General features: G+C 70.6%; 19 protein-coding genes, 2 pseudogenes and 4 riboswitches. Of the genes and pseudogenes, 10 read left to right on the forward strand and 11 right to left on the reverse strand.

Features of this window, described 5'->3' with window-relative positions; genetic code table 11:
* Positions 1-66: 66 nt before the first annotated feature.
* The 3 genes and pseudogenes from AY578_RS29990 to AY578_RS34280 all read left to right on the forward strand — a co-directional run bounded on the left by AY578_RS29990 (position 67) and on the right by AY578_RS34280 (position 3,485).
* Positions 67-939 carry a GNAT family N-acetyltransferase gene (locus tag AY578_RS29990; RefSeq protein ID WP_136238335.1) on the forward strand — a complete coding sequence of 291 codons (873 nt, stop codon included), beginning with the start codon at positions 67-69 and terminating at the stop codon, positions 937-939.
* Positions 936-2,054, forward strand: a complete 1,119-nt coding sequence (menC, locus tag AY578_RS29995; protein WP_161108800.1) for an o-succinylbenzoate synthase — start codon at positions 936-938, stop codon at positions 2,052-2,054. The genes AY578_RS29990 and menC overlap by 4 nt, the downstream gene beginning before the upstream one ends.
* 319 nt (positions 2,055-2,373) lie before the next feature.
* Positions 2,374-3,485 (forward strand): annotated as a pseudogene (locus AY578_RS34280) (tyrosine-type recombinase/integrase).
* A gap of 498 nt (positions 3,486-3,983) precedes the next feature.
* On the opposite strand, the gene AY578_RS30005 reads toward AY578_RS34280, so the two are convergent.
* From AY578_RS30005 to AY578_RS30040, 8 genes are all read right to left on the reverse strand, one after another.
* Entirely contained in the window at positions 3,984-4,769 is a 786-nt protein-coding gene (locus tag AY578_RS30005) for an ABC transporter ATP-binding protein (RefSeq protein ID WP_019521427.1), read from the reverse strand.
* Entirely contained in the window at positions 4,766-5,842 is a 1,077-nt protein-coding gene (locus tag AY578_RS30010) for a FecCD family ABC transporter permease (RefSeq protein ID WP_051101554.1), read from the reverse strand. Before AY578_RS30010 ends, AY578_RS30005 begins: the two co-directional genes overlap by 4 nt.
* Positions 5,843-5,877: 35 nt before the next feature.
* Positions 5,878-6,903, reverse strand: a complete 1,026-nt coding sequence (locus AY578_RS30015) for an ABC transporter substrate-binding protein (RefSeq protein ID WP_026243304.1) — start codon at positions 6,901-6,903, stop codon at positions 5,878-5,880.
* Positions 6,904-6,945: 42 nt separating this feature from the next.
* Positions 6,946-7,095: riboswitch (cobalamin riboswitch) on the reverse strand.
* A gap of 66 nt (positions 7,096-7,161) precedes the next feature.
* A complete protein-coding gene (locus AY578_RS30020) occupies positions 7,162-7,911 on the reverse strand; it encodes a class I SAM-dependent methyltransferase (protein ID WP_019521424.1) in 750 nt (249 codons plus the stop codon).
* Complete coding sequence (locus tag AY578_RS30025; RefSeq protein WP_019521423.1) at positions 7,880-9,148, reverse strand: MFS transporter; 1,269 nt, start codon at positions 9,146-9,148, stop codon at positions 7,880-7,882. The genes AY578_RS30020 and AY578_RS30025 overlap by 32 nt, the downstream gene beginning before the upstream one ends.
* Positions 9,141-10,382, reverse strand: coding sequence for an ATP-grasp domain-containing protein (locus AY578_RS30030; protein ID WP_019521422.1), 1,242 nt, complete (start codon positions 10,380-10,382; stop codon positions 9,141-9,143). The genes AY578_RS30025 and AY578_RS30030 overlap by 8 nt, the downstream gene beginning before the upstream one ends.
* Positions 10,379-11,401 (reverse strand): cysteine synthase family protein, encoded by a 1,023-nt coding sequence (locus AY578_RS30035; RefSeq protein WP_215187830.1) that lies wholly within the window; start codon positions 11,399-11,401, stop codon positions 10,379-10,381. Before AY578_RS30035 ends, AY578_RS30030 begins: the two co-directional genes overlap by 4 nt.
* Positions 11,398-12,204 carry a GHMP family kinase ATP-binding protein gene (locus tag AY578_RS30040; RefSeq protein ID WP_240661111.1) on the reverse strand — a complete coding sequence of 269 codons (807 nt, stop codon included), beginning with the start codon at positions 12,202-12,204 and terminating at the stop codon, positions 11,398-11,400. Before AY578_RS30040 ends, AY578_RS30035 begins: the two co-directional genes overlap by 4 nt.
* Before the next feature lie 297 nt (positions 12,205-12,501).
* Positions 12,502-12,726, reverse strand: a riboswitch (cobalamin riboswitch).
* A 249-nt stretch (positions 12,727-12,975) separates the two neighbouring features.
* Between AY578_RS30040 and AY578_RS30045 the strand changes: the two genes are divergently transcribed.
* From AY578_RS30045 to AY578_RS30055, 3 genes are all read left to right on the forward strand, one after another.
* Entirely contained in the window at positions 12,976-13,923 is a 948-nt protein-coding gene (locus tag AY578_RS30045; RefSeq protein ID WP_019521419.1) for a ferric reductase-like transmembrane domain-containing protein, read from the forward strand.
* Positions 13,924-13,993: 70 nt separating this feature from the next.
* Positions 13,994-14,117: riboswitch (cobalamin riboswitch) on the forward strand.
* A 61-nt stretch (positions 14,118-14,178) separates the two neighbouring features.
* Positions 14,179-14,583: a hypothetical protein gene (locus AY578_RS30050; RefSeq protein WP_063823401.1), complete on the forward strand. Its 405-nt coding sequence runs from the start codon at positions 14,179-14,181 to the stop codon at positions 14,581-14,583.
* 35 nt (positions 14,584-14,618) lie between these two features.
* The gene (locus tag AY578_RS30055) at positions 14,619-15,329 is read left to right on the forward strand and encodes a (2Fe-2S)-binding protein (RefSeq protein ID WP_125503109.1); all 711 of its coding nucleotides are present in this window, start codon (positions 14,619-14,621) and stop codon (positions 15,327-15,329) included.
* 69 nt (positions 15,330-15,398) lie between these two features.
* Here the strand turns inward: AY578_RS30055 and metE are convergent, their stop codons facing one another.
* The 3 genes and pseudogenes from metE to AY578_RS30070 all read right to left on the reverse strand — a co-directional run.
* Positions 15,399-17,717 carry a 5-methyltetrahydropteroyltriglutamate--homocysteine S-methyltransferase gene (gene metE / locus AY578_RS30060; RefSeq protein WP_125503107.1) on the reverse strand — a complete coding sequence of 773 codons (2,319 nt, stop codon included), beginning with the start codon at positions 17,715-17,717 and terminating at the stop codon, positions 15,399-15,401.
* 178 nt (positions 17,718-17,895) lie between these two features.
* Positions 17,896-18,092: riboswitch (cobalamin riboswitch) on the reverse strand.
* A 246-nt stretch (positions 18,093-18,338) separates the two neighbouring features.
* Positions 18,339-18,911: a GNAT family N-acetyltransferase gene (locus tag AY578_RS30065; protein WP_019521415.1), complete on the reverse strand. Its 573-nt coding sequence runs from the start codon at positions 18,909-18,911 to the stop codon at positions 18,339-18,341.
* Positions 18,911-19,297: pseudogene (locus tag AY578_RS30070) on the reverse strand (tRNA (adenosine(37)-N6)-threonylcarbamoyltransferase complex transferase subunit TsaD); the annotation flags it as partial. The pseudogene AY578_RS30070 and the gene AY578_RS30065, both read right to left, overlap by 1 nt.
* 643 nt (positions 19,298-19,940) lie before the next feature.
* Here AY578_RS30070 and AY578_RS30075 point away from each other — a divergent pair.
* The 4 genes from AY578_RS30075 to AY578_RS30090 all read left to right on the forward strand — a co-directional run bounded on the left by AY578_RS30075 (position 19,941) and on the right by AY578_RS30090 (position 23,172).
* Positions 19,941-20,582 (forward strand): superoxide dismutase, encoded by a 642-nt coding sequence (locus AY578_RS30075; RefSeq protein ID WP_019521412.1) that lies wholly within the window; start codon positions 19,941-19,943, stop codon positions 20,580-20,582.
* Between the two features lie 309 nt (positions 20,583-20,891).
* Positions 20,892-21,527, forward strand: a complete 636-nt coding sequence (locus AY578_RS30080) for a metal ABC transporter ATP-binding protein (RefSeq protein WP_125503105.1) — start codon at positions 20,892-20,894, stop codon at positions 21,525-21,527.
* Positions 21,524-22,393 (forward strand): metal ABC transporter permease, encoded by an 870-nt coding sequence (locus AY578_RS30085; RefSeq protein WP_215188677.1) that lies wholly within the window; start codon positions 21,524-21,526, stop codon positions 22,391-22,393. Before AY578_RS30080 ends, AY578_RS30085 begins: the two co-directional genes overlap by 4 nt.
* Positions 22,351-23,172 carry a metal ABC transporter solute-binding protein, Zn/Mn family gene (locus AY578_RS30090; RefSeq protein WP_191880126.1) on the forward strand — a complete coding sequence of 274 codons (822 nt, stop codon included), beginning with the start codon at positions 22,351-22,353 and terminating at the stop codon, positions 23,170-23,172. Before AY578_RS30085 ends, AY578_RS30090 begins: the two co-directional genes overlap by 43 nt.
* The last annotated feature ends 18 nt before the right edge of the window (positions 23,173-23,190 follow it).

Here is a 23,190-nt window from a genome sequence, read left to right on the forward strand (position 1 = left end):
GCAGGACCGTGCGCCTTGACGCGGACGACGAGGCAGGGACACCGCCCATCGGGCAGCCTGCGGGGCATGGACCCGGACGTACGGGTGCGGAGCATCAGTGACCGCACCGGACTCGAAGCCCTCACCGCTCTCTTCATGCGCGTGTGGAGGACGCGGCGACCACAGGTGCCCTTCCCCGTGCTGCGCGCACTCAGCAGCACCGGAGGGATGGTCCTCGGCGCCTACGCGGCCGGGCAGTTGGTCGGTGGCGCGGTGGGACTGTGCGGCGCCGACCCGGCCCGCCGCGGCCTGCACTCGCACATCGTCGCCGTCAACAGCGGCGCACGCAGGACCGGAGTGGGCACGGCCATCAAACGGGCCCAGCGCGACTGGTGCCTCGCGCGTGGCATCACCACGATGACGTGGACCTTCGACCCGCTGATCCGGCGCAACGCCACCTTCAACATCGCCCGTCTGCAAGCGGTCGGCGTGTCCTATCACCCGGACTACTACGGGCCCATGGACGACGGCTACAACGCGGGCGTCCCGACCGACCGGGTGCTGGTGCGCTGGGACCTGACCGCCGGCTCCACGCCCGCCGGTGGCGCACCCCACGCCGTCGAGGGGGGCCCGGACCGCACCGCCGCACGAGTGCCGCACGAACGGCTGCACGTCCTGGACATCGGCGAGGACGGCCGGCCCCGCCGACTCGCGCCTCTGCCGCACCCGCCCGCCGCCGCGCCACCCCGGGGCCCGGCGCCGTCCACCGGGCCGGAGGTCCGGCTGCGCGTTCCCGGAACACTGCACCGCGACCGCGAACTCCTCAGCGTCTGGCGGCCCGCTCTGCGTGACGCGATGAGTCCGCTGCTCGACGCCGGACACCGCTGGACCGGCGTCACCCGTGACGGCTGGTACGTCCTCACCCCTGCCGGGGCCACACCTCACAAGGAGCACGCATGAAAATCGAATCGGTGGAACTGCTGCGCGTCGGCATGCCGTTGGTCTCCCCGTTCCGCACCTCGTTCGGAACCCAGTCCCGCCGGGACGTGCTGCTGGTGCGCGTCATCACCCCGGAGGCCGAGGGGTGGGCGGAGTGCGTGGCGATGGCGGAGCCCCTGTACTCCAGTGAGTACGCCGGCGCGGCCCACCGCGTCACGGCCGACCACCTGCTGCCGCGGCTGTTCGCCTGCGGCGACGTCACAGCGGCGGCGGTGGCTTCGGCGCTCGCCCCGGTGCGCGGTCACCGCATGGCGAAGGCCGCGGTGGAGGCCGCGGTGCTGGACGCCGAGCTGAAGGCGGCCGGGGTACCACTGAGCCGACACCTCGGCGCCACACAGTCCCGGATCGTCTCGGGCGTGTCGGTGGGCATCCACGAGTCGGTGCCGGAGCTGCTGAAGACGGTCGGCGGCTGTCTGGCCGAGGGTTACGCCCGGATCAAGCTCAAGATCGAGCCCGGCTGGGACATCGAACCGGTCGCCGCCGTGCGCAAGGAGTTCGGCGACGACATTCTTCTCCAGGCAGACGCGAACTCGGCCTACACACGCGCCGATGCCCGGCATCTGGCCGGGCTCGACCCGTACGGGCTGCTGATGCTGGAGCAGCCGCTGGAGGAGGAGGACGTGGCCGGCCACGCCGAGCTGGCGCGGTCGCTGACCACGCCGATCTGCCTGGACGAGTCGATCGTCTCCGCGCAGGCGGCGCACGAGGCGATCCGGATCGGCGCGTGCGCCGTCGTCAACATCAAGCCCGGCCGGGTAGGCGGCTATCTGGAAGCCCGCCGCGTGCACGACGTCTGTGCGGCGGCCGGGGTGCCGGTCTGGGCGGGCGGCATGCTGGAGACGGGGATCGGGCGGGCAGCCAATCTGGCGCTTGCCGGCCTCCCCAACTTCACCCTGCCGTCCGACATCTCCGGCTCGGACCGCTACTACCGGCAGGATCTCACCGAGTCGTTCGTGGTGAACGACGGCACGATCCCGGTACCGGACGCACCGGGCATCGGCGTCGCCCCTCTCCCCGAGGTCCTCGACGAACTCGTGACACAACGGGAGACGCTGCGGCCGGCCGGACGGGCGTGAGTCTCCTGGAAGGCCTGGAGACAGCCGCCCTGGCAAGCGGCTCGTCGCAGGGTGTCGAGACAGCCCTTGACCTGCAAAGGCAGGCAGGGAGCCGACTTCCAGGAGTCCAACGTGCTGCGCACCATGTTCAAGTCCAAGATCTAGCGTTTGGGTGTTTCCGCAGTTCAGAGCCCTGATTGCCGCCTCCAGGTCAGCAAAAGGTCAGCATCGGGCCGGACGGTGTCCGGCTTGCTGACCTGCGCCTACGGCAGGGGCCTCCTGCGCCGCTCATCGCCCTGCTCGGAAGGCTTGATGCGTGGCTCGACAACTCGCCCGTGGGATGGGGTCCTTCTTCAAGGAGTGCGGTTGTTCCAGGCCGACCCGTTGCCCGCACCCGTACACGATTCGGTTCCGGGACGCTCTCGGCAAGCAGCGTGAAGAGGCTGGTTTCGGCACGCAGGACGACGCGGTCGAGTGCCTTACGCAGATCTATGCGGAGAAAAAGAAGACGGCGCCGTCCGTTGCCGAGGTCCGCCGGGAACTCGGTCAGCAGACGGTCGAGGAATACGCGAAGCAGTGGCGGCCGCGGCAGCGGAGGATGACGGAGTACTCCACGGGCTGGCACGTGGACAGCTCCATCAACGTGCACATCGTCCCCCGTCTCGATTCAAGGAAGCTGAACTCGGTCACGCCGATCGTGGTCGAGCGTTTCCTGGACGAGTTGGAGGTCGATGGGGTGGGCCGCGGAAACCAGGTGAACATCTTCCGCACTCTGAAGGCGATCTTGCGGGACGCCTATGGCAAGGGGGCCATGGCGGACGACCCTGTGAAGGGTGTCCAGGAACCGGAATACGTCCGCCGGAAAGTGGTCATCCCGCCCCTCGCCTACCTGAAGAAGGCACTGGCAGCCGCTGACGAACATCTCGCGCTTGAGATCGTCATGATGGTGGGCTGCGGCTTGCGAAACGGGAAAGCCCGGGCAGTGAACGTCAACAACGTTGTGGCGGATGACGTCTACCGGGTGCATGAGCGGATCCACTCCAACACGCACAGGCCGGCGAAGCTGAAGCACCGCAAGGCGGGGAGTTCCGGGAGGTTCCCCTGCCGCGCTCGGTGCGGGAGGCGATGGAGCGGTACGAGGAGAAGCACGGAGCCACGAAGGATGGGTACCTGCTGCGCGGCCCGAGCGGCTACTGCACGGAACCGATGGAACGCAGGCGCGTCCGGAAGCTCTTCAAGGAGCTCCCTGCAGCGGACGGTGCGGGGATGTACGGCTTCCGGCACTACTTCGCCTCGAACGCCCTCGGGAACGGGATACCGATCACCGACGTGGCGGAGTGGATGGGCCACAAGTCCATCGAGGAGACGTATCGCACCTACCGGCACCTGATGCCGGGGAGCATCACCAAGGCCGCCCGTATCCTGGACGCCGGACTGTGGGAAGCGGCCTGATGGAGCGGCTCACTCACGGCTGATCACTGGGGGGCCCGGGCGCGGACTGCACGGCTGCTCGGGGCGTTGCACGGGGGCACGAGCGGTCCGACTCGGAGCACGCACCGGCCGGCGAAGCTGAAGCATCGCAAGGTGGGGGGACGGCGTAGTTGGTGACAGGTGCGTGAGAGCGCCTGTGACAGCGGCATTCCACGAGAAGCCCCGCAGGTGCGGCCCGGCGGGGCTTTTGGATGGCGGGTTTCTGCGTCTGTCATGGGCATCGTTGCATTCGAGTTCTCCACTTTCGAGTACCTGGAGCACCGACGCGGCGACGACACGACCTCTACGACCGGTGCGGGGCACGCCGGCCCGGAACTCTTCGCGGTCGACCAGAGCATGCCATTGGCTCCCGCAAAGCCCAGCACCCTTTGGGAACCTCGGTGCCCTGGAGGCGTCGCCACGTTCCCCGTTCCGTCCCAGGCGGCGCGGATGGGCATGGGGCAGTACCGGGTGGGCCCTTCAGCTGCGTGGCTCTTCGGGGAGGAAGGTCACCTGAGGGGCGCCCGTGCGCGGATGGGTGGTGACTTCCGCCGCCACTCCGTAGACCTCGGCCAGGAGTCGCGGGGTGAGGATCTCGGCGGGCGGTCCGGAGGCGGTGACCTCACCGTCGTGCAGGACGTAGAGGCGGTCGCAGTAGTAGGCGGCCAGGTTGAGGTCGTGCAGGGCGAGCAGCACGGTGGCGGGCAGGCGGCGCAGGGCGCCGAGCACGGACAGTTGGTGCCGGATGTCGAGGTGGTTGGTGGGTTCGTCGAGGACGAGGAGGGTGGGCTGCTGGGCGAGGGCGCGCGCGATGAGGACGCGCTGGCGCTCGCCACCGGAGAGCCGGTCGAAGGGGCGGTCGGCCAGGTGGACGGCGTCGACCGCGAGGAGCGCGGAGTCGACGAGGTCGGCGTCCTCGGGGGTGTCGCCGGCGAGGAGCCGTTTGTGCGGGGTGCGGCCCATGGCGACGACCTCACGGACGGCGAGGTCGAAGTCGGCGGCCGAGTCCTGGACCACCGCCGCCACGGTGCGGGCCAGTTGCCGCACCGGCAGCGACCAGGCGTCGTCCCCGTCGACGCGGACCTGGCCGGTGTCGGGGCGCAGGACGCGGTAGACGGTGCGCAGGAGGCTGGACTTTCCGCTGCCGTTGGGACCGACGAGCCCGATGGTCTCGCCCGGACGGGCGGTCAGGGAGACGTCGCGCACCAGATGGCGGGCTCCGGCGGTGAGCGTGACGCCGTCGACGCTCAGTTCGATCGCGGTCATGCCACTCCTCGGTCGGTGCCGCGCCGGGCGTCCCGGCGCATCAGCCACAGGAAGAAGGGCCCGCCGCACAGGGCGGTGAGCACGCCGACGGGTATCTCCATCGGTGCGGCGATCGTCCGTGCGGCGATGTCGGCCCAGATGAGGAAGACCGCTCCGCCGAGTGCCGCCGTCGGCAGGACCCGGCGGTGGTCGCCGCCGACGAACAGTCGCACGATGTGCGGCATCATCAGGCCGACGAAGCCGATCGGTCCGGCCGCCGCGACCAGCACGCCCGTGACGAGGGAGAGCAGGACGAACAGCCGGGCGCGGAAGCGGGCCACGTCCAGCCCCATCGTGCTGGCCGCCTCCTCGCCGGCCAGCAGCAGGTTCAGGTTGCGGGCCTGGACCATGAGGACGCCGATGCCTAGGAGCAGGGCCGTGCTCGGCAGCCACAGCGTGTCCCAGTTGACGCCGCCGAGGCCGCCGAGGGTCCAGGCGAGGACCGCGCGGGCCTCGTTGCCCCGGTCGGTGGTGAGCAGCAGCAGATCGAGGACCGCAGTGAGGACGGCCGCGATCGCCACTCCGGACAGCACCAGTCGCGACGAGGTGATGCGTCCGCCGGTGCGGGCGGTGGCATATACGAGCAGGAGCGCGCCCAGGGCCCCCACGAAGGCGGCCACCGACAGGGAGGCCGGTCCGAAGAGGGTGACCCCGAACACGATCACCGAGACCGCGCCGAGTGACGCCCCGGAGGAGACGCCGAGCAGGTAGGGCTCGGCGAGCGGGTTGCGCACCAGGGCCTGCAGGGCGGTGCCGATCACCGCCAGGCCGGCTCCGGTGACCGCACCGAGGAGCACTCGCGGCGCCCGTACGTCCACCACGATGGTCTCCCGGGCCCGTGACCAGTCCGGCTGCTGCCAGTCCGCGCCAAGCGCGTGCGTCACGATGCCCCACACCTGGCCCGGTGGTACGTGCACGGAGCCGATCGCGAGGCCCGCCGTCGCGGAGACGACGAGCAGGGCGGTGAGTACCAGCAGCGTGACGCCGAGCCGCGTACGGCCCTGTCCTGATCCGGTGGACTTCCGCCGCTGCACTGTCCCTTCGGCGGGCGTGCCGGTGGCGGCCTGGGTCACCGGAAGCTCTCGGGGTGCAGTCCGCGGGCAAGGTCGTCGACCGCGTAGGCCGAGCGGATGCCGACCAGGGTGGCGGTCAGCGGCAGGACGACGAACCGCTTGTTCCTGACGGCGGGTACGTCGGCGAGCGCGGGCTGGGAGAGCAGGTACTTCTTCTTCTCCTCGACGCTTCCGGCGCCGGCGTAGTCGTAGATGGCGATGGCTTCCGGCTTGCGCTCGACGACCTGTTCCCAGGAGACGTCGCCGAAGACGTCGTCGAGGTCGGCGAAGACGTTCTCGCCGCCGGCCAGCCGGATCAGTTCGGTGCCCAGGCTCTTGCCGCCCGCGGTGAAGGCGCTCTTGTCGCCGCTGTCGTAGACGAAGACGGGCACCTGGGGCTCGCCCTTGACGGCGGTGGTGGCCTTGCCGACCCGTGTCTGGAGGTCGGTGACCAGTTCGTCCGCCCGGTCGGGCACGCCGAAGATCTTGCCGATGGTGCGGATCTCGTCGTAGGTGTCCTTCATCGTCACGCGCTTCTTGCCGCAGTACTCGCGGTTGAGGTGGGTGTTGATGCCGGCGTCGGCGAACGCCTTGCGGGAGCGGCCCTCGTTCTCGGCGAAGGCGCTTCCGTAGCCGCCGTAGACGAGGTCCGGCTCGGCGTCCAGGATCTTCTCGAACGACGGTTCCTTCTTCGCCAGTTCGGGGATCGACTCGTAGTCCTTCTTCAGCTCGGGCAGGACGGCGGAGTCGGGGAAGGCCGTGCCGACCATGTGGTCCTTCAGGCCGAGGGCGAGCATGAGTTCCGCCGGGTGCTGGTGGATGGTGACCACCCGCGAAGGCGGCCTGTCGTACGTTGTCTTCACACCGCAGTTGTCGACGGTGACCGGGAAGCCCGCGGGCACGGCCGCGGTGGCCTTCGCGTCGCCTCCGCTCTCGGCGGACGAACCGCAGCCGGTGGCCAGCAGCACGGACGAGAGAGCCACGGCAGTGACCGTGGCACGGAGGGAACCGCGCGTGCGGGCAGGGGTGAACAAAGGGGACACGTGAAGCCTCCTGGAGTCCGCGCTCCTTGGGACGGGCCCGCGACGGACCAGTGTCCTGACTCCCGGATCGACGTTCCCTCCGCCTTCCCGCGCACAGCGCAGTGGCATGTGGAGGGGCGCTCCCCGGTCACAGTGGCGGGACCGTGCCGGATTCGCACCGGCTTCCTGTCTCCCGTCGCGGCGATGACCAGATGATCCTACGGCCCTCCGAGTCGGCGGCAAAAGGGCGTGCGGGCCCGGCCGCACGCCCTGCCTTCCTCACGCTTCGCGGACCGCCCGAAGGACGAGCCGCTCGGCGTTCTCGTCGTAGGGGCGTCCGTCGAACCCGCCGAAGACCTCGACGCGTGCGAAGCCGGCCTCCTCGGCCATCCGCCGCAGCTCCACCGCGCTGTACACGAACCACGTCAAGGTGGCCCGCGTCACCCGCTCGCCCCGGACCAGCACCCACTCGCTGCGCAGCCGCGCCCACTCGTCCAGCACGGTGTCGGTCTGCACCATCAGGTCGTCGCCCCGCCGCACCACCTTGGGAGGGGTGACCCTGCGGGCCAGGAGCTCCTTCCCGGCGAGGTCCAGGACGAGCGTGCCGCCGGGGGCCAGGCAGGTGTGCATGGTGCGCAGCATGCGCGCGTTGTCTGCGGGGTCCTCGAAGTACCCGAAGGAGGTGAACATGTTGAGGACGACGTCGAAGGCTTGCGGTGCCTCGTACTCGCGGGCGTCGGCCCGCACGTACGTCACCTCGGCACCGGCGTCGGCCGACCGCTTGCGTGCCCAATCCAGCATGGCCGGGCTCAGGTCAACTCCGGTCACGCGGTGCCCGCGGCGTGCGAGCGGGACGGTGAACACCCCAGGCCCGCAGCACAGGTCCAGCACGCGCGACCTCTGCGGGAAGGTCAGTAGGGGAGAGGTGTCCAGCAGCTCCTCGGCCTGCTCGTGGCGCTGCTCGGAGAAGAGGAAGTCGTGGAACTCGGTCCAGAAGTCATCGTCCTGGAATCCGCCCGTTCGTGTCATCGCGGGTCAGTGCTCCTTCATGGTCGCCGTCGGGGACAGGGCGCCGCGCCGTGCGACGGCGCAGCGTGAGGAGAAGCGGGGGGAGCAGCAGACACTGGGCGGCTGCCAGCAGCCAGAACCAGCCGGTGTATCCGGCCCGTTCGCCGAGGCCGTACAACTGTCCGCCGAGCACGCCGCTCGCGCAGGCGCCCAGGCCCGCGGCCAGCCGCTGCTGGCCGAAGACCACGGCGTCGGAGCGCGGGCTGCGGCGCAGCGCCTCCAGGTCGTTCTTCAGGAACAGCACGATGTCGCCCAGGGTGATCAGGGCGCCGCCGGCCAGCAGTGCAGCCCGGGTTCCGGCCGCCAGCACGGCCAGGCCCGCCGCCAGGCCCGTGAAGCCGACCGCGAGGGCGAGGGCGTACGGCATGCGCCGGATCATGCCGGACGCGAGTGGCTGTACGACGATGACCAGCGTGAAGCAGAGCAGCAGCACCACGCTGTAGAACGCGCTGGAGGCGCGCGCGACGGCGTACACCGCAAGGAAGTGCTGGAAGTGGAAGTAGAGGTAGAAGGCCAGCGCGTTGGCGGCGAACGGCAGGAGTGCCACGCCGGTCAGGAGTCCCGACGGGGCAGTTTCCGGTGATCCGGTGGGGTGTTCCGCGGTGGTCCCCGGTAGCCGTGCGTGTCCCACCGTGACCGCAAGGAACAGCGCCGTGACGGCCGCGAACAGCCAGCCGGGCGACGACAGGACGAACGGCCCGGCGATCAACGGGCCTACGGCCATGCCCGCGTTGAGTGCCGCGTTGCCCGCCGACAGGAACGCCGGGCGGCGCTCGTCGTCGACGCCGTGCACCAGATACGCCTTGTTCGCGGGCAGGTAGAGCGCGGCACCGCAGCACGTCAGGACCAGCGCCCAGACCGCGAGAGGCGGCCAGCGCAGGGCCAGCAGGAGCCCGGCGAAACCGGCGGTGCGCACGACCAGTGCCCACAGCATCGTGCGGCGCAGCCCGATCCGGTCCGCGAGGGCTCCTCCGACGATGCCGCCGGAGAACTGCACGAGCGATGCCACGGCCAGGACGACCCCGACCGTGCCGAGCCCCATCCCGAGCCGTTCGTGCAGGAACACCGACATGAACGGCAGGACCATGAAGCTGCCGAGCGGAATGAGGAACGAGCTGAGCAGGAGGAACCGCAGCGGACCGGTGAGCGGGAACAGCGAGACCCGCAGACCCGGCCCTCGGGTGGTGCGCTCACCCACCGGGCGCCTCCCGGCCGGCCGGGTCGGTGAGGACCCGCAGGGCGCCCGCGGCGGCCACCGCACGGTGGGTGGCGAGTTCGGCGGTCTCCGCCTCGGCGTACACGATGCCCGCGTAACCGCGGCTGTCGCCCAGGTGCTCGATGAGATCGCCGGTCCGCTTGACCGGGTACCAGGCGGGCTTTCCCGGCATGTCGGTGAGCCGGTCGAGCCCGGCCACGCCGGTGAACACGCCGGGTGCGGCAGGATAGCCGAGTACGAAGGCGACGGCCGGACCACCGGGCAGGTCCGAGTCCATGAGCTGGGGGCGACGGCCGAGCGTGGCCTCGATCATCGCCTCGTACACGTTGACGCCGAGCGCCCGGCACATACCCTCCCCGACCAGGGCGCCCCCGATCCGGGGGTTGACCTCCACCACCTCCGGGCCGTCGGTGGTCAGCACGAACTCCACGTGGGCGAACCGGTCGGTGTATCCGATGGCGGCGAGCACCCGGTCGAGCCAGCGCTCCAGCGATGTCCGCTGCAGGTCGGGGAAGGCGACGGGGAAGGCGGTGATCTCCTCCCGGAAGCGCGGCTCCGGTGACATGAGCCGGCTGGAGACGCCCAGCAGCCGGGTGCGGCCGTCCCAAGTGAGCGTCTCGGCGCTGTACACCGGGCCGCTGAAATAGGGCTCAGCGAACAACCGTCCTTTCAGGTCCCGACCGGACGCCTCGGCGAGCGCCGCGTCGAGTTCGCCCTCGTCCCGGACCAGCCACACGTTCTGGCTCCCGGTGCCCGCCGTGTCCTTGAGCACGAGCGGCAGTCCCGCCTCCTTGAGCAGCAGCCCACGTGCCTCACGGTCCGGGCCGGCGTTTTCGACGGCCCTTCCGCGGGTGAGGCCCGCGTTGTGCAGCCTGTTGCGTACGGCGGCCTTGTCCCGGGTCAGCCGCAGGACGGCTGGATCGAGACCGGGCAGGCCGAGGCGTTCGGCGAGGGCAGCGCCGGCCAGGGTCCAGATGTCGGTGGAACTGATCAGGCCGCGCAGTCCCGGGGTGCGCCGGAGCAGATCGGCGGTCCGCTCCACGTCGAAGGTGTCGGTCACGACGACGTCGAGGGTGCCGGCGGGCAGCCGGTCCAATTCGTAGGCGTAGTAGGCGGGGGCCCGGGTCAGCAGCAGCAGGCGCTCGCCGAGCCGATCGGCGGCGCGGACCAGATGGCCGAGGCCGAAGGTCAGTGACTCCAGGCAGGCCACGGTCATGCCGCCCGCTCCTTCCAGTGGGCCGGGCAGGAAGTGCGCTGCCACGTCATCCTCGACCACGGCATGGTCATCTCCTCCGGAGTGCGGACCTCGAGGGGTTTCAGCGCGGCCGGGTCCAGGGCCTCGGCGTGCCGGGCGAACACGCGCTCCACGTAGCGGTGTCCGGTGTCGGCCCCTACCACCAGGTGCAGTCGGTCGGGGTGACGGCGGGCCTCGTACGTCGCCGTCAGATAGCCGGCACCGGTGGACAGCCCGGCGAACACCGCATGCTCGCGCAGCAGGGCGACGGCACCGGACATGGCGTGGGTGAAGTCCAGCCAGTGCACGGTGTCGTAGAGATGGTGGCGGACGTTGTCGAAGACGATCGACGAACCGATGCCGGCGATGATCGCCTCGGGATCGTGATGGTCCTGGCTGCCGAAGGTGACGCTGCCGAAGGGCTGGACGCCGACCAGACGCACCGAGGGGTCCGCAACGCGCAGGCGTTCCACGATGCCGCCGGTCGAGGCTCCGGAACCCACCCCGCCGACGACGGTCAGCCGTGCGGCCGGGAACTCCGCCGCGATCCGGTCGGCGACCTCCTGGTAGCCAAGGTAGTGGACGTCGTCGTGGTACTGGCGCATCCAGTGGTGGCCGGGATCCTCGGCGAGGATCTCGCGCACCCGTCGCACCCTCAGTTCCTGGTCGAGCTTGAGGTTCCGCGACGGTCTGACCTGCTCCACCGCGGCGCCGAGGATTTCCAGTTGGGCGAGGGTGGTGGCGTCCACGGTGGTGGACGCGACGATGTGGCACCGCATGCCGTACCGGTGGCAGGCCAGCGCGAGGGCGTAGGCGTAGATGCCGCTGGAGCTGTCGATCAGGGTCTGGCCCGGACGGACCGTGCCCCGCTCCAGCAGATGACGGACAGCGGCCAGGGCCGAGTAGATCTTCATCGACTCGAACCGCAGCAGGACCAGGCCGTCGGTGAGCCGGACGAGGTCCGGGACTTTCAGGGCGTCGGCGATGTGGGGGTGGATCACCCGTAGCCTCCTTGGGTGAAGGTGCACTGGTGGCCGAGCGAGTGGAAGAACGAGGAGAGTTCGGACTTGACCTCGGCCCGTGGGTGTGAGGCGAAGAGATAGCCGGCCAGGCAGCCGGTGTGGGCTACGAAGACGCCGTCGGCGCCGAACCGCTCACGATGAGCCTGCAGGCTGCTGAAGGTCGCCTTGGGCAGCACCTCCTGGGACAACGCGGCGCTGGTCGTCGCGGCCCGGGCGACGGCGGCCGGGTCACCCGAGTCGAAGCCCTTCAGCAGATCGGTCAGACACCGGTGGTACTCCTCGCCGCGGCGCCGGTAGTGGTCCAGCAGCAGGGGAGTGACGGCGGCGGTGTCCACCGTGCCGGGTTCCGTGACGTAGGCGGTGTGGAAGCCGATGTCCTGGCCCAGCCGCCGCACCACCCGGTGCCGGCCGCTGAGGTACAGGGCGAACTCGTCGAGGAAGACGCTGTCGGCGCGCTCGATGTCCGTCAGGACGCCGAGGACCACGTCCGTGTCGTACGGCAGGGAGAAGACACGGAACAGACAGCGCAGCGTCGCCACGATGTCCGCCGTGGAACTGGCCATCCCCACGCCCACCGGAAGTTCGGAGTGGGTGCGCCAGTCGCCAGGGGGCAGGGCGAAACCGTAGTGGTCCAGGAAGAGCCGGGCCGCTGTCGCCGACTTCTCACCCAGTGCCGGCGGACGTGGCGGGCCGGCCGTCGTCCTCGGTGTGAAGTACACCCATGAGTGGCGGTCCACGGGGAAGGACACCACCGCGATCTCGGGATCGGTGTCCGGTCGCAACGGGCCTTGGTACAGCTCGCCCAGAGTGCCGTGGCAGACACCGGACACCGCGCCTCCGGATGAGTCCCGTTCCCGGAGGAAGCCCGCGACGGGTCCGGGCCTCGTCGGCTCCGGTCTGCCGGACGACACACCGGCCCGGGGTCGGTACGGCCGACGCGAACAGGCTGGGTCCCGCACACCGTCCTCCTCCGTACCGGGCGTTGAACACCGACAGGGAAGGAGGCGCGGCCACACGCACGACGTACGACCGCCCATACCGCCAACCCAGTCCACGAGGTCACGTGCACAGCCCGCGGGACGCGGGCGCAGTGGCAGGTCTTCGGACTCGCGGGCACGTCTGCCGAAAGGGCGGACACCTACCGGCCGTCTCTTCCCCGGCCCTGACGCGGGCCCAGTGACACCGACGGCTTTCGTTCCCACTCACCGCTGCGGGACAGTCCCGGACTCACACCGGGTTCCCTCTTGCGTCGCGCCACCGGGCGTCCGGGTGGACGGGAGGCGCGAACCGACTGCGAGGATCAGCGTAGAGGCGCTCGTGCTTCCTGCGACAGTGGAGCCTCGGCGGGTTGTCCTGAATGTGGAGGTGACGCAGAACAAGGTGTGCCTCCACGCGCGGTTCTCGTGGCGGCTCTGGCCGGATAACGCCTTCGGAGATCACTCCCTCATCAGCCAGACTTGTTGCCTCACGCCACATGCGCACCGCTGCTGCGGTGGCCCGTGCCCGGGAGGCCCCTGATGACGTCAGACGTGAGGCCGGACGAAGACGGGGCGATGACCCCGTTGCCCGGAGGGAAACGGCCTCCCGGTGACCGCGTCGCGCTGCGCGGCGATCTGCGGGCCGCCCTGCCCGACGCCACCGCGGCGGTGGTGGTCACGGCGCTCGTGTTCGCGTTCCTGTGGGCGCGCATGGATTCGGGTGCTTCGGACACCGTCGCGGTCATGCCGTTCATGGACGATCCCGGCACCTACTGGATGTACCTGCTCAGCCAGGCGTTCGGCTGGTCGGCCCTGCTGTGGGCGTGGGGCACGGTCATGCTCGGCCTGGTGCTGTCGGGGCCACGCCCCGCCCGGCTGCCGGTCTCCCGGCAGGTGCTGGAGCGCTGGCACCGCACCACCAGCCTGACGACCATGGCCCTGATGTTCGCGCACGCGCTGATGTTCGCGGCGGAACTCGTCCGCTACGAGACGAAGGTGGACTGGGCCGAGCGGTTGTGGGTGGCCTTCGCGGACACCTTCGTGCCGGGCTGGTACGACTCCGGAACCGGCCAGGTCGCCATCCCGATCGGCCAGGGCGCCCTGTACCTGGCGATTCCGCTGGGGCTGCTGTTCTACGTCCGGCACCGTATCGGAGCGAACACCTGGCGCCGGCTGCACCGGTTCGTGATCGTCGTGTACGTGCTGAGCGTGTGGCACACCCTGTTGTACGGGACCAACGTCTGGTACGGGGAATGGCCGCGCACCATGCTGTGGCTGCTGCAACTGCCGGTCGCGGCCCTGCTGTTGATCCGTCTGCTGAGACCGGCCCGGCGGGCGGAACGGCTGGGGCCGGCCGGCGGGGGCGTGGGCCGGCCGGGTTGGTGGCTACGGGCGGCGGGACGGGTCGCCGTCGGGGCCGTCGTCGTCGGGCTCCTCGTCGTGGTGGTGTCCGGCCGTGACGGAGGGCGGGACCGTCCGACCCATCCGCCCGCGACGGCCCCGCACGCTCAGGAGACGGACTGACGGCCGACTCGGAGCGGGCCGGACGGTGTACCGGGATGGGAGGATGAGCAGCGACAGGGCGACGGCGGACGAGGAAGCCGGTGTGAATCCGGCGCGGTCCCGCCACTGTGATCGGAGAGCAAGTCCCGACAGGCCACTGCCCGGTAGCGGGTGGGAAGGCCGGGACGAGCATTGACCCGAGAGCCAGGAGACTCACGCGGTCGCCTCCTCGACAGACCCCGGGGCGGATCTCCCCGGAGAGAGGGACGGCACCGCATGCCCGTAACGCCGACCGGACCAACGACTGACGACGAGAGGCCCGCGACGGTCACCGGCCCCGTGCCGTGCCGCATCGTCGTGTGCCGCGACTGCTGCTGCGGCACCCGGAAGGTGACCGGTGTCGACCACGCGGCCCAGACCGAACGCCTGCGTGCCGCGGCACCGGTACGCGTCTCCGACTGCCTCGACGTTTGCGAACACGCCAACGTCATCGTCGTCCAGCCCTCCGCGGAAGGCCGGGCCGCCGGCGCCCGGCCCGTCTGGCTCGGACTGGTCAACGACCCGGACGCGACCGAGGACATCGCCGCCTGGGCACGCGCCGGCGGACCGGGCGTCGCACCACGGCCGGACATCCTCGACCTGTACGCCATCACGCCGCCGCGACGGCGTTCGGCCTCCTGACCGTGTGGACGGAGAGCCGGAAGGAGGACAGAACCGTGCACGACGCCCGTGCCTCGGCCGCGTCCGTTGCCGCCGCCCTCCACGACGTGGCGGGCCTCGGCGGCTTCTTCGCCCTGCACATCGGCGGACGGGACGACTGCTGGCATCCGGTCGCCCGTTCCTACGCGTCGGGTTTCACCGATCTTGCCGAAGCCGTCGCACGCCGCCACCACACTGTGGAGCCGCGCGTCGGCGTCTCCATCGCCCACCTCGGTCACGCCGCCCGTCTCTGGTCACCGGCCCTGGCTTGCGTCGTCCTGCACGGAATCGTCCCCGACCTGGAAGGACTGGAGCGGGCCGACGACGGGCCGGCCCTCCGGGTGCCCCGCCCGGCCGGCTGGCACGCTGACCGGCTCGACGACGGTACCGCCCGCGCCCTGTACCAGCAGGTGACCCGTCACCTGTCGGCACTGGCCGACGGACTGCGCGTCAAGGTCGCCCCGCGTCTGCTGGACGGCAACTCGGCGTCGGCGCTCGCCGGGGCGGCCCACGCCCTGCTCGCGCTCCGTCCCGCCGTACGCGGGCCGCTCACCGACCTCACGACCGAGCTGTTGGACACCGGACGCCTGGCGGGCACCGGCGTGCTCACCGGCCCCGACCTCACGTTCCGCCGCCGAAGCTGCTGCCTCTACTACCGCGCGCCGAACGGCTCGAAGTGCGGTGACTGCGGGCTGGCCGGCGGTGTACGTCGCCCAGCCCTGCGATGAGGTGTATCCGTTTCGGGCTGTGCCGCTCACCGGGCCGGAAGCCGTGCGTCCGGCCCGGTGAGCCGGGGGTCAGGAGCGGGACAGCTCGTCACGGATGGTGCGGGCGGCGGTCACCAGGTGTTCGAGTGAGGCCCGGGTCTCGGGCCAGGCGCGGGTCTTCAAACCGCAGTCGGGGTTGACCCAGAGCCGTTCGGCGGGGATGGCCTTGAGGCCGGTGCGCAGGAGTTCCGCGGCCTCGTCGGTGCTCGGGACGCGCGGGGAGTGGATGTCCCAGACGCCGGGTCCGGCCTCGCGCGGGTAGCCGTGGGCGGCGAGTTCGTGGGCGACCTGCATACGGGAGCGGGCCGCCTCCAGGCTGATGACGTCGGCGTCGAGGTCGTCGATGGCCTGGACGATGTCGCCGAACTCGGCGTAGCACATGTGGGTGTGGATCTGGGTGTCCGGGCGGACGCCGGACGTGGTGAGCCGGAAGGCTTCGGTGGCCCAGTCCAGGTATCCGGCCCGGTCGGCGCTGCGTAGCGGCAGCGTCTCACGCAGGGCGGGTTCGTCCACCTGGATGACGGACGTGCCCGCGGCCTCCAGGTCGTGCACCTCGTCGCGCAGGGCGAGGGCGACCTGATGGGCGGTGTCGGCGAGTGGCTGGTCGTCGCGGACGAAGGACCAGGCGAGCATGGTGACCGGCCCGGTGAGCATGCCCTTGACCGGCTTCTCGGTGAGCGACTGGGCGTAGGACGTCCAGCGCACCGTCATCGGCTCGGGGCGGGAGATGTCGCCGGCCAGGATCGGCGGGCGGACATAGCGGGTGCCGTAGGACTGGACCCAGCCGTGCTGCGTGGCCAGGTAGCCGGTGAGTCGCTCGGCGAAGTACTGGACCATGTCGTTGCGTTCGGGTTCGCCGTGTACGAGGACGTCGATGCCGGTCTTCTCCTGGAAGGAGATGACCTCCTGGATCTCCGCCTTGATCCGCTCCTCGTAGTCGGCTGTGTCGATCCGCCCGGCGCGCAGGTCGGCGCGGGCGGCGCGCAGGTCGCCGGTCTGCGGGAAGGAGCCGATGGTCGTGGTCGGCAGCAGCGGCAGCCCGAGGTGGGCGCGCTGGGCGGCGGCGCGCTCCGCGTAGGACGGGGAACGGCGCCCGTCGGTCTCGGCGACCGCGGAGGCGCGGGCGCGGACGGCCGGATCGTGGGTGACGGGGGAGTCGGCACGGGAGGCGAGGTCCGCACGGTTCGCCGCCAGGTCGGCGGCGATGGCGTCGGTGCCCCGGGCGAGACCCCTGGCGAGGGTGACGACCTCGGCGCTCTTCTGCCTGGCGAAGGCGAGCCAGCGCAGGATCTGCGGTTCGATGTCCCGTTCGGCGGCGGTGTCCAGGGGGACGTGCAACAGGGAGCAGGAGGCGGACACGTCGACGCGGTCGGCCAGGCCCAGCAGCGTGCCGAGCGTGGACAGGGAGGCGGCGAGGTCGTTGACCCAGACGTTGCGGCCGTTGACCACACCGGCGACCAGCCGCTTGCCGGGCAGCCCGCCGGCGGAGGCCAGCGCATCCAGGTTGGCGGCCGCCGCCCCGGTGAAGTCCAGGGCGAGACCGTCGACCGGGGCCTTGGCCAGCATCGGCAGCGCCTCGCCGAGCCGGTCGAAGTACGAGGCGACCAGGAGCTTCGGCCGGTCGGCTAGACCGCCGAGGTCACGGTAGGCGCGCTCGGCGGCGTTCAGCTCGGCCGGGGTGCGGTCCTGGACGAGGGCGGGCTCGTCCAGCTGGACCCACTCCGCGCCCGCCGCCCGCAGGTCGGCCAGGACCTCGGCGTACACGGGCAGCAGCCGGTCCAGCAGGGTGAGCGGCTCGAAGTCCGCCGGCATGCCCGGGGCGGGTTTGGCGAGCAGAAGGTAGGTGACGGGACCGACGAGGACGGGCCGGGCGGTCAGGCCGAGCGCGAGGGCCTCCTTCAGCTCACCGACCTGCTTGGCGGAGTCGGCGGTGAACGCGGAGTCGGGGCCCAGTTCCGGGACGAGGTAGTGGTAGTTGGTGTCGAACCACTTGGTCATCTCCAGCGGTGCCACCTCCTGGGTACCGCGCGCCATGGCGAAGTAGCCGTCCAGCGCGTCGCCGGCCACGGCGGCGCGGTGGCGCTCGGGGATCGCACCGACCATGACCGTGGTGTCCAGGACGTGGTCGTAGTACGAGAAGTCGCCGGTCGGTACCTCGTCGATGCCCGCGTCGGCCAACTGCAGCCAGTTCGTACGGCGCAGTTCGGCGGCCGTGGCGCGGAGGGCTTCGGCGGTTACGCGGCCCTTCCAGTAGCCCTCGACGGCCTTCTTCAGTTCACGGTTCCGACCCTGCCGGGGGTAGCCGTACACGGTGGCCCGTGCTGCCGCGGCTGCGGACTTCGTGGTCACGGAGATCTCCTTCGCGAGATGAATCCCTGAGATCCCGGAGACGGGACGAGAACGCGAAGGGGAGACACACCGGGCGTGACCGACGCTGCGCGACAAGGCAGGGCCGTCCGCCTGATATGTACGCCGACCCGCCCTCGAGGTCACCGGGATGTCCGCGCACGAACGGTTCGCGCGCGGGCAGTTGGCAGGTCTTCGGACTCGCGGGCACGTCCTCACCGTTCGAGGACACCTACTGGCCGTCGCTTCCCGGGCCCGGTACTTCGGACCCAGTGCGTATGACGGCGGTCGTTCCCGCTCACCGCTGCGGGGCAGTCCCGGATTCCCACCGGGTTCCCTCTTGCGACACCTCGTCTGGCTGACGGGGCGAACCAGCTGCTGCGGGCAGCCTACGGGCAGTCGGCCCGTCAGGAACGCGGACGTCCGTGATCCGGGCGGTGACCCATGTCACGCGCCCGGAACGGTGCCAGGACCTCGCCGCCCTGGGCCAGTGCTTGACGAACAGCAAGGTCGGGGCATGGGTTCGCAGTGGGGCGCTGAGGACCACGTTGTGGCGCGCTCGGTGACGATCTCGAGGAAATGGCGGCGGATTTCAGCGGTGGGCAAGGCGGGGCCTCCGAAGGCTCACAGGGGGAGCGGGGCGAGGGAACGAGCGGGGTGGCGCGGGCCGAGGAAGACGACGATGCCCTTGCCGTCGGGGGAGGGGTGGGTGGCCTGCGTCCAGCCGTGGCGGCGGTAGAAGGCCATGGCCCGCCCGTTCCGGACCGAGGTGAGCAGCCATGCCCGCCCTTCGGGCGCGTCTGCGGTCACCGCTTCGAGGAGGCGGGTGGCGAGACCGGTGCCGCGGGCGGTGGGCCGGACGGCGAGTTCGTCGATCTCCCGGGCTCCGCACAGCCAGTCGGCGGTGCGGTCGTTGCCGAGGCCGGCGGCCGCCTGGGGATAGCAGCGGTCGGTGGGGAGGGGAGACGGAGTGGTCCACGCGGTGGCGAAGCCGACGATCTCCCCGTCGCGCACGGCGGTCGCGGCGGTGAACCCGGCACGCCGCACGTTCGCCGGCAGCCGGGAGACGAACTCGGTTGCCTGCGCCTCGTCCTCGTGCCAGGGCGGGGCGCAGAAGGCGTCGACGTACACCGAATGCAGTGACTCGGTGTGCGTGAGTATCCCGGCGTCCCGGTGCACACGGATGTCGGTGGTCATCAGGCGGCCACCGCCTTCCCCATGACGACGGAATGCAGTGCGGCGTACTCCAGCGGTGCCGGTGCGGCGCCCGTCCGTACGAGAAGGTCGCCGACAGGGGCGGCCATCGCGCCGTTGTCGGTGCACAGCCGCAGCGGAGGCATCCGCAGTTCGGCGCCCGCCGCCAGACGGTGCTCCTCGGCCGGCGACCGTACCCGCGAGTTCGCGGCGACACAGCCGACCACGACCACGGCGCTCACGCCGTGCTCGGCGCAGGCGGTGACCGCCTCGATGGCCGGACCGTCCGGATACGGCAGCCCGAAGACCCGTGCCGCCTTGTCGAAGCACTCCGCGACCGCGTCGTCCAGCGTGTCCTCGAGGTGTGTGATCGGGTCCCGGACCGGGTCCGCTCCCGTCTTGCTGCAGGACGACTCGATGCCCGGCGCCATCGCAGACCTCATGGCCGACCTTTCTGCCATTAGTAAGTTGTTGCAAGTAGTGTGCAATAAGATCTCCGATGATGTGTACCGAACCGGCTCCGCGCACATGGCCGCCCCTGGGGGACGCGGCCTTGACTCCTTCGATGCAACCCCTGGTCCCGAGGCGCGCAGCAGTGCCCCCGCCCGGCTGCCATGGGCCATCGCGGCGAAAGTCGTCCGGGTCGGCGCCGATGGCTGGGGTGGCCCGCCGGATGTCGCACGGTCCGTCCCGCTCAAGGCCCTCGGCCGCGACGAGTCCGCCGCCATTCGCGTCATGGCCGACGGAGCGGAGGAGCGGGCCCGCGTCCTGCGTCCAGGTGATGGAGGTGTCGGCTGGGGATCGTCCGCCATCCGTGCCGAACGCGGCGAACGGGTCGCCGCCACCAGGGAGTTCGCGGCAGAGGGGTGGGGTCGGGCGCCGCACGCGAGATCGGCCGCACCGTCGTTCGTCATGCGCCGGTCGGGGTCCCGGTGACACCGGTCCTAGGACCATCGCCTGATCAATAATTGCCGCTACTGCTGCTAGCGTGCAACTGCACATCAGTGGCAATAACGTCGGAGGATGTTGGACATGGCGGTGTACACGCTCCCGGAGCTTCCCTACGACTACTCGGAGCTCGAACCGGTCATCAACCCGCAGATCATCGAGCTGCACCACGACAAGCACCACGCCGCGTATGTCAAGGGCGCCAACGACACGCTGGAGCAGCTCGCCGAGGCGCGGGACAAGGAGCAGTGGGGCTCGATCAACGGCCTGGAGAAGAACCTGGCCTTCCACCTCTCCGGTCACATCCTGCACTCCATCTACTGGCACAACATGACCGGTGACGGCGGCGGCGAGCCCCTGGCCGCCGACGGTGTCGGTGACCTCGCCGACGCGATTGCCGAGTCCTTCGGCTCCTTCGCCGGCTTCAAGGCGCAGCTCACCAAGGCCGCCGCGACCACCCAGGGCTCGGGCTGGGGCGTCCTGGCGTACGAGCCGCTGAGCGGGCGGCTGATCGTGGAGCAGGTCTACGACCACCAGGGCAACGTCGGCCAGGGCTCCACCCCGATCCTGGTCTTCGACGCCTGGGAACACGCCTTCTACCTCCAGTACAAGAACCAGAAGGTCGACTTCATCGACGCCATGTGGGCCGTCGTGAACTGGCAGGACGTGGCGAAGCGCTACGAGGCCGCCAAGGCCCGCGCCGACGTGCTGCTGCTGAACCCCTGACCGCGGGGGCCGTATGACGTCCTGCTCGTGATCGTCTTCTCACCCTTCACCTGCAGGCGGCACAAGGAAGGGCCTTGGGCCGGGACGACCCGGCCGGAGGCCCTTCCGGCGTGTCCGGGGTACACGTCCTGGATGCGTTCGAACCAGCCGGCGCCCATGGCGCCGTGATTCCCGTGCCCAGCCATCGCGGGGCCGAACGCGCGGCGGCCCGCCCGGGAGACCGAGTCCGCTGCCGTCGCAGCTCCTTCGTCCTGTCCGGGAACCGACCGCCTCTCCCGTCCGACTGCTGTGAGGAGGCAGGGAGGTGGCATGGAAGGGCTGGATGTCCGGATGTCGGGCGTCGTGTGCCGGCACGGCCGGGTCGAGGCCGTGTGCGACGTCGATCTCGACATCGTGCGCGGGCAGCGAGTGGCGCTGACCGGTACCAACGGGTCGGGCAAGACCACGTTGCTGCGTGCTGTTCTGGGGCTGCACCGGCATGTCGCGGGCCGGATCCTGGTGGGTGGCCGGGACACCGGGAGTGCTGCCGAGTGGGCGTGGCGGCGACGGGCGTGCGCGTGGATCCCGCAGAAGCCGGCGACCGGCCGTTTTCCCTTGCTGGCAAGCGAGTTGCTGACCAGTGGCGGTGCGCGTGCCGAGGCGGTGGAGGCGGCCGACAAGCTCGGGGTCGGGCATCTCGCCGACCGGCCGTTGCACACTCTGTCCGGTGGTCAGCTTCAGCGTATGTACCTGGCGCGGGCGGTCGGCTGTGTGGCGGCCGGGGCGGGCGTCCTGCTCGCCGACGAGCCCACCGCCGCCCTTGACTTCTCCGGTCAGGAGGAGGCGGCCGACGTCCTGCTCTCCTTGCCGGTGACCGTCGTGGTCGTCACCCACGACCGGGCTCTGGCCGAGCGCTGCGACCGGGTGCTGGAGATGGCCGCGGGACGTCTGCGGGAGGTCCGGTGAGCGCCCTGGCCGCGGCCGACGTCGGTCAGCTCCTGCAGCTCGTGCCCGTCCAACGGGCTGCTGTCGCCCTGCTGGTGGCCGCGGTCGGACTTCCGGTGATCGGTGTCGTCATCGTCGGCCTCGACATCATGCCGGTGCGGTTCGCGATGATGCATGTCGCACTCCTGGGGATCGCCGTTGCTCTGCTGACCGGGCTCGATCCCATGCTGTGTGCGCTGGTGGCCTGCGCGCTCGCCGGCGCCGGAGTCGCTCCGCTGGCCCGTACCCCGGACGGTCTGTCAGGTGCCATGGGTCTGCTGATGAGTCTGGCGATCGCCGCCGCCCTGCTCGTGCTGGCCGTCTCCGGCGTCAACGCGGCGGGCGCCTTCTCCCTGCTCTGGGGGTCCATCCTGTCGGTCGGTACCGCCGACCTGTGGCTGCTCGTCGCGCTGGCTGTCGTCGTACCGGCTCTTTTCTGGTGGCGTCGTAGAGACATCGCGCTCCTCCTCTACGACCGTGAACTCGCCCTGGCCTCGGGCGTGCGGGTCGACCGGCTCACCCTCGTGCTGCTGGTCCTGGTCGCGGTGTCCGTCGCCGGAGCCATCAAGCTCACCGGTGCTCTCCTCGTCGACGCGCTGACGCTTCTTCCGGCCCTCGCCGCCCGGCGGCTGGGCCGCTCCCTGCTGTCCATCACCGTGTGGGCGGTCGGTATCGGCGTGGTCGTGAACCTGACCGGGTTCCTGGTCGCACTCCGGTTCGACTGGCCGCCCGGTCCCGTCCTCGTCCTCACGGCCGGCGTGGTCGTCCTCGCCGTCCATCTCGTACCCGAACGGAGAATCAGCTCATGGCGCGCACCCGCGTCCGCATCACTCCCCTCCTCGCACTGAGTTTCAGCGCGGCCCTCCTGCTGACGGCCACCGGCTGCGGTGGGGAAAGCGACACGTCGTCCTCCTCGTCCGACGCGGACGCGGCGGGGAAGGGCACTGGCCCGGTCGTGGTCGCCACGACCAGTTGGGAAGGGGCGTTCGCCAAGGCCGCCGGCGCCGAGGACGTCACGGTCATCGTGCCGGAGTCGGTGCAGCACGCCCCCGACTACGACCCGAAACCCTCCGATCTCGCGGCCGTGGCGGACGCCGACTTCGTGCTGTACGCGCCCTTCGAGCCGTACGCGGAGAAGTTCAAGGAGGCCGCCGGAGGCGACGCCGAACTGGTCGAGGTCAATCTCGACAACGACGCGGACAAGGCCAAGGCCGAGGTGACCCGGCTGGGCAAGATGTTCGGCACCGAGGACACCGCCGCCGAGTGGATCACCTCGTTCGACACCGAGTACGGCAAGCTGCAGAAGGACCTCAAGAGCGCCTGGCCGGACGGCAAAGCGCCCACCGTCGTCGCCCAGGTCTTCTCCGCCTGGTCGGCGAAGCTGGCCGGGGCCGAGGTGGTCGGCACGTACGGACCGGAGGCCGTGACGGCCAAGCAGTTGTCCGACCTGTCCAAGAAGAAGCCGCGACTGGTGCTCGACAACGTGCACATGACGACCGGCACCGTGCTGCCCGACTCGGGCGCGCGCCAGGTGGGAATCGTCAACTACCCGGACAAGGACCTGGATCTGTTGACCGTCTACAAGAACGCGGCGACGACGCTGGAGAAGGCGATGAACGCCTCCTGAGCCGAGGCACCGGACGAC

Origin of the sequence: Streptomyces thermocarboxydus (assembly GCF_024760485.1) — a bacterium.
Lineage (GTDB): Bacteria > Actinomycetota > Actinomycetes > Streptomycetales > Streptomycetaceae > Streptomyces > Streptomyces cellulosae.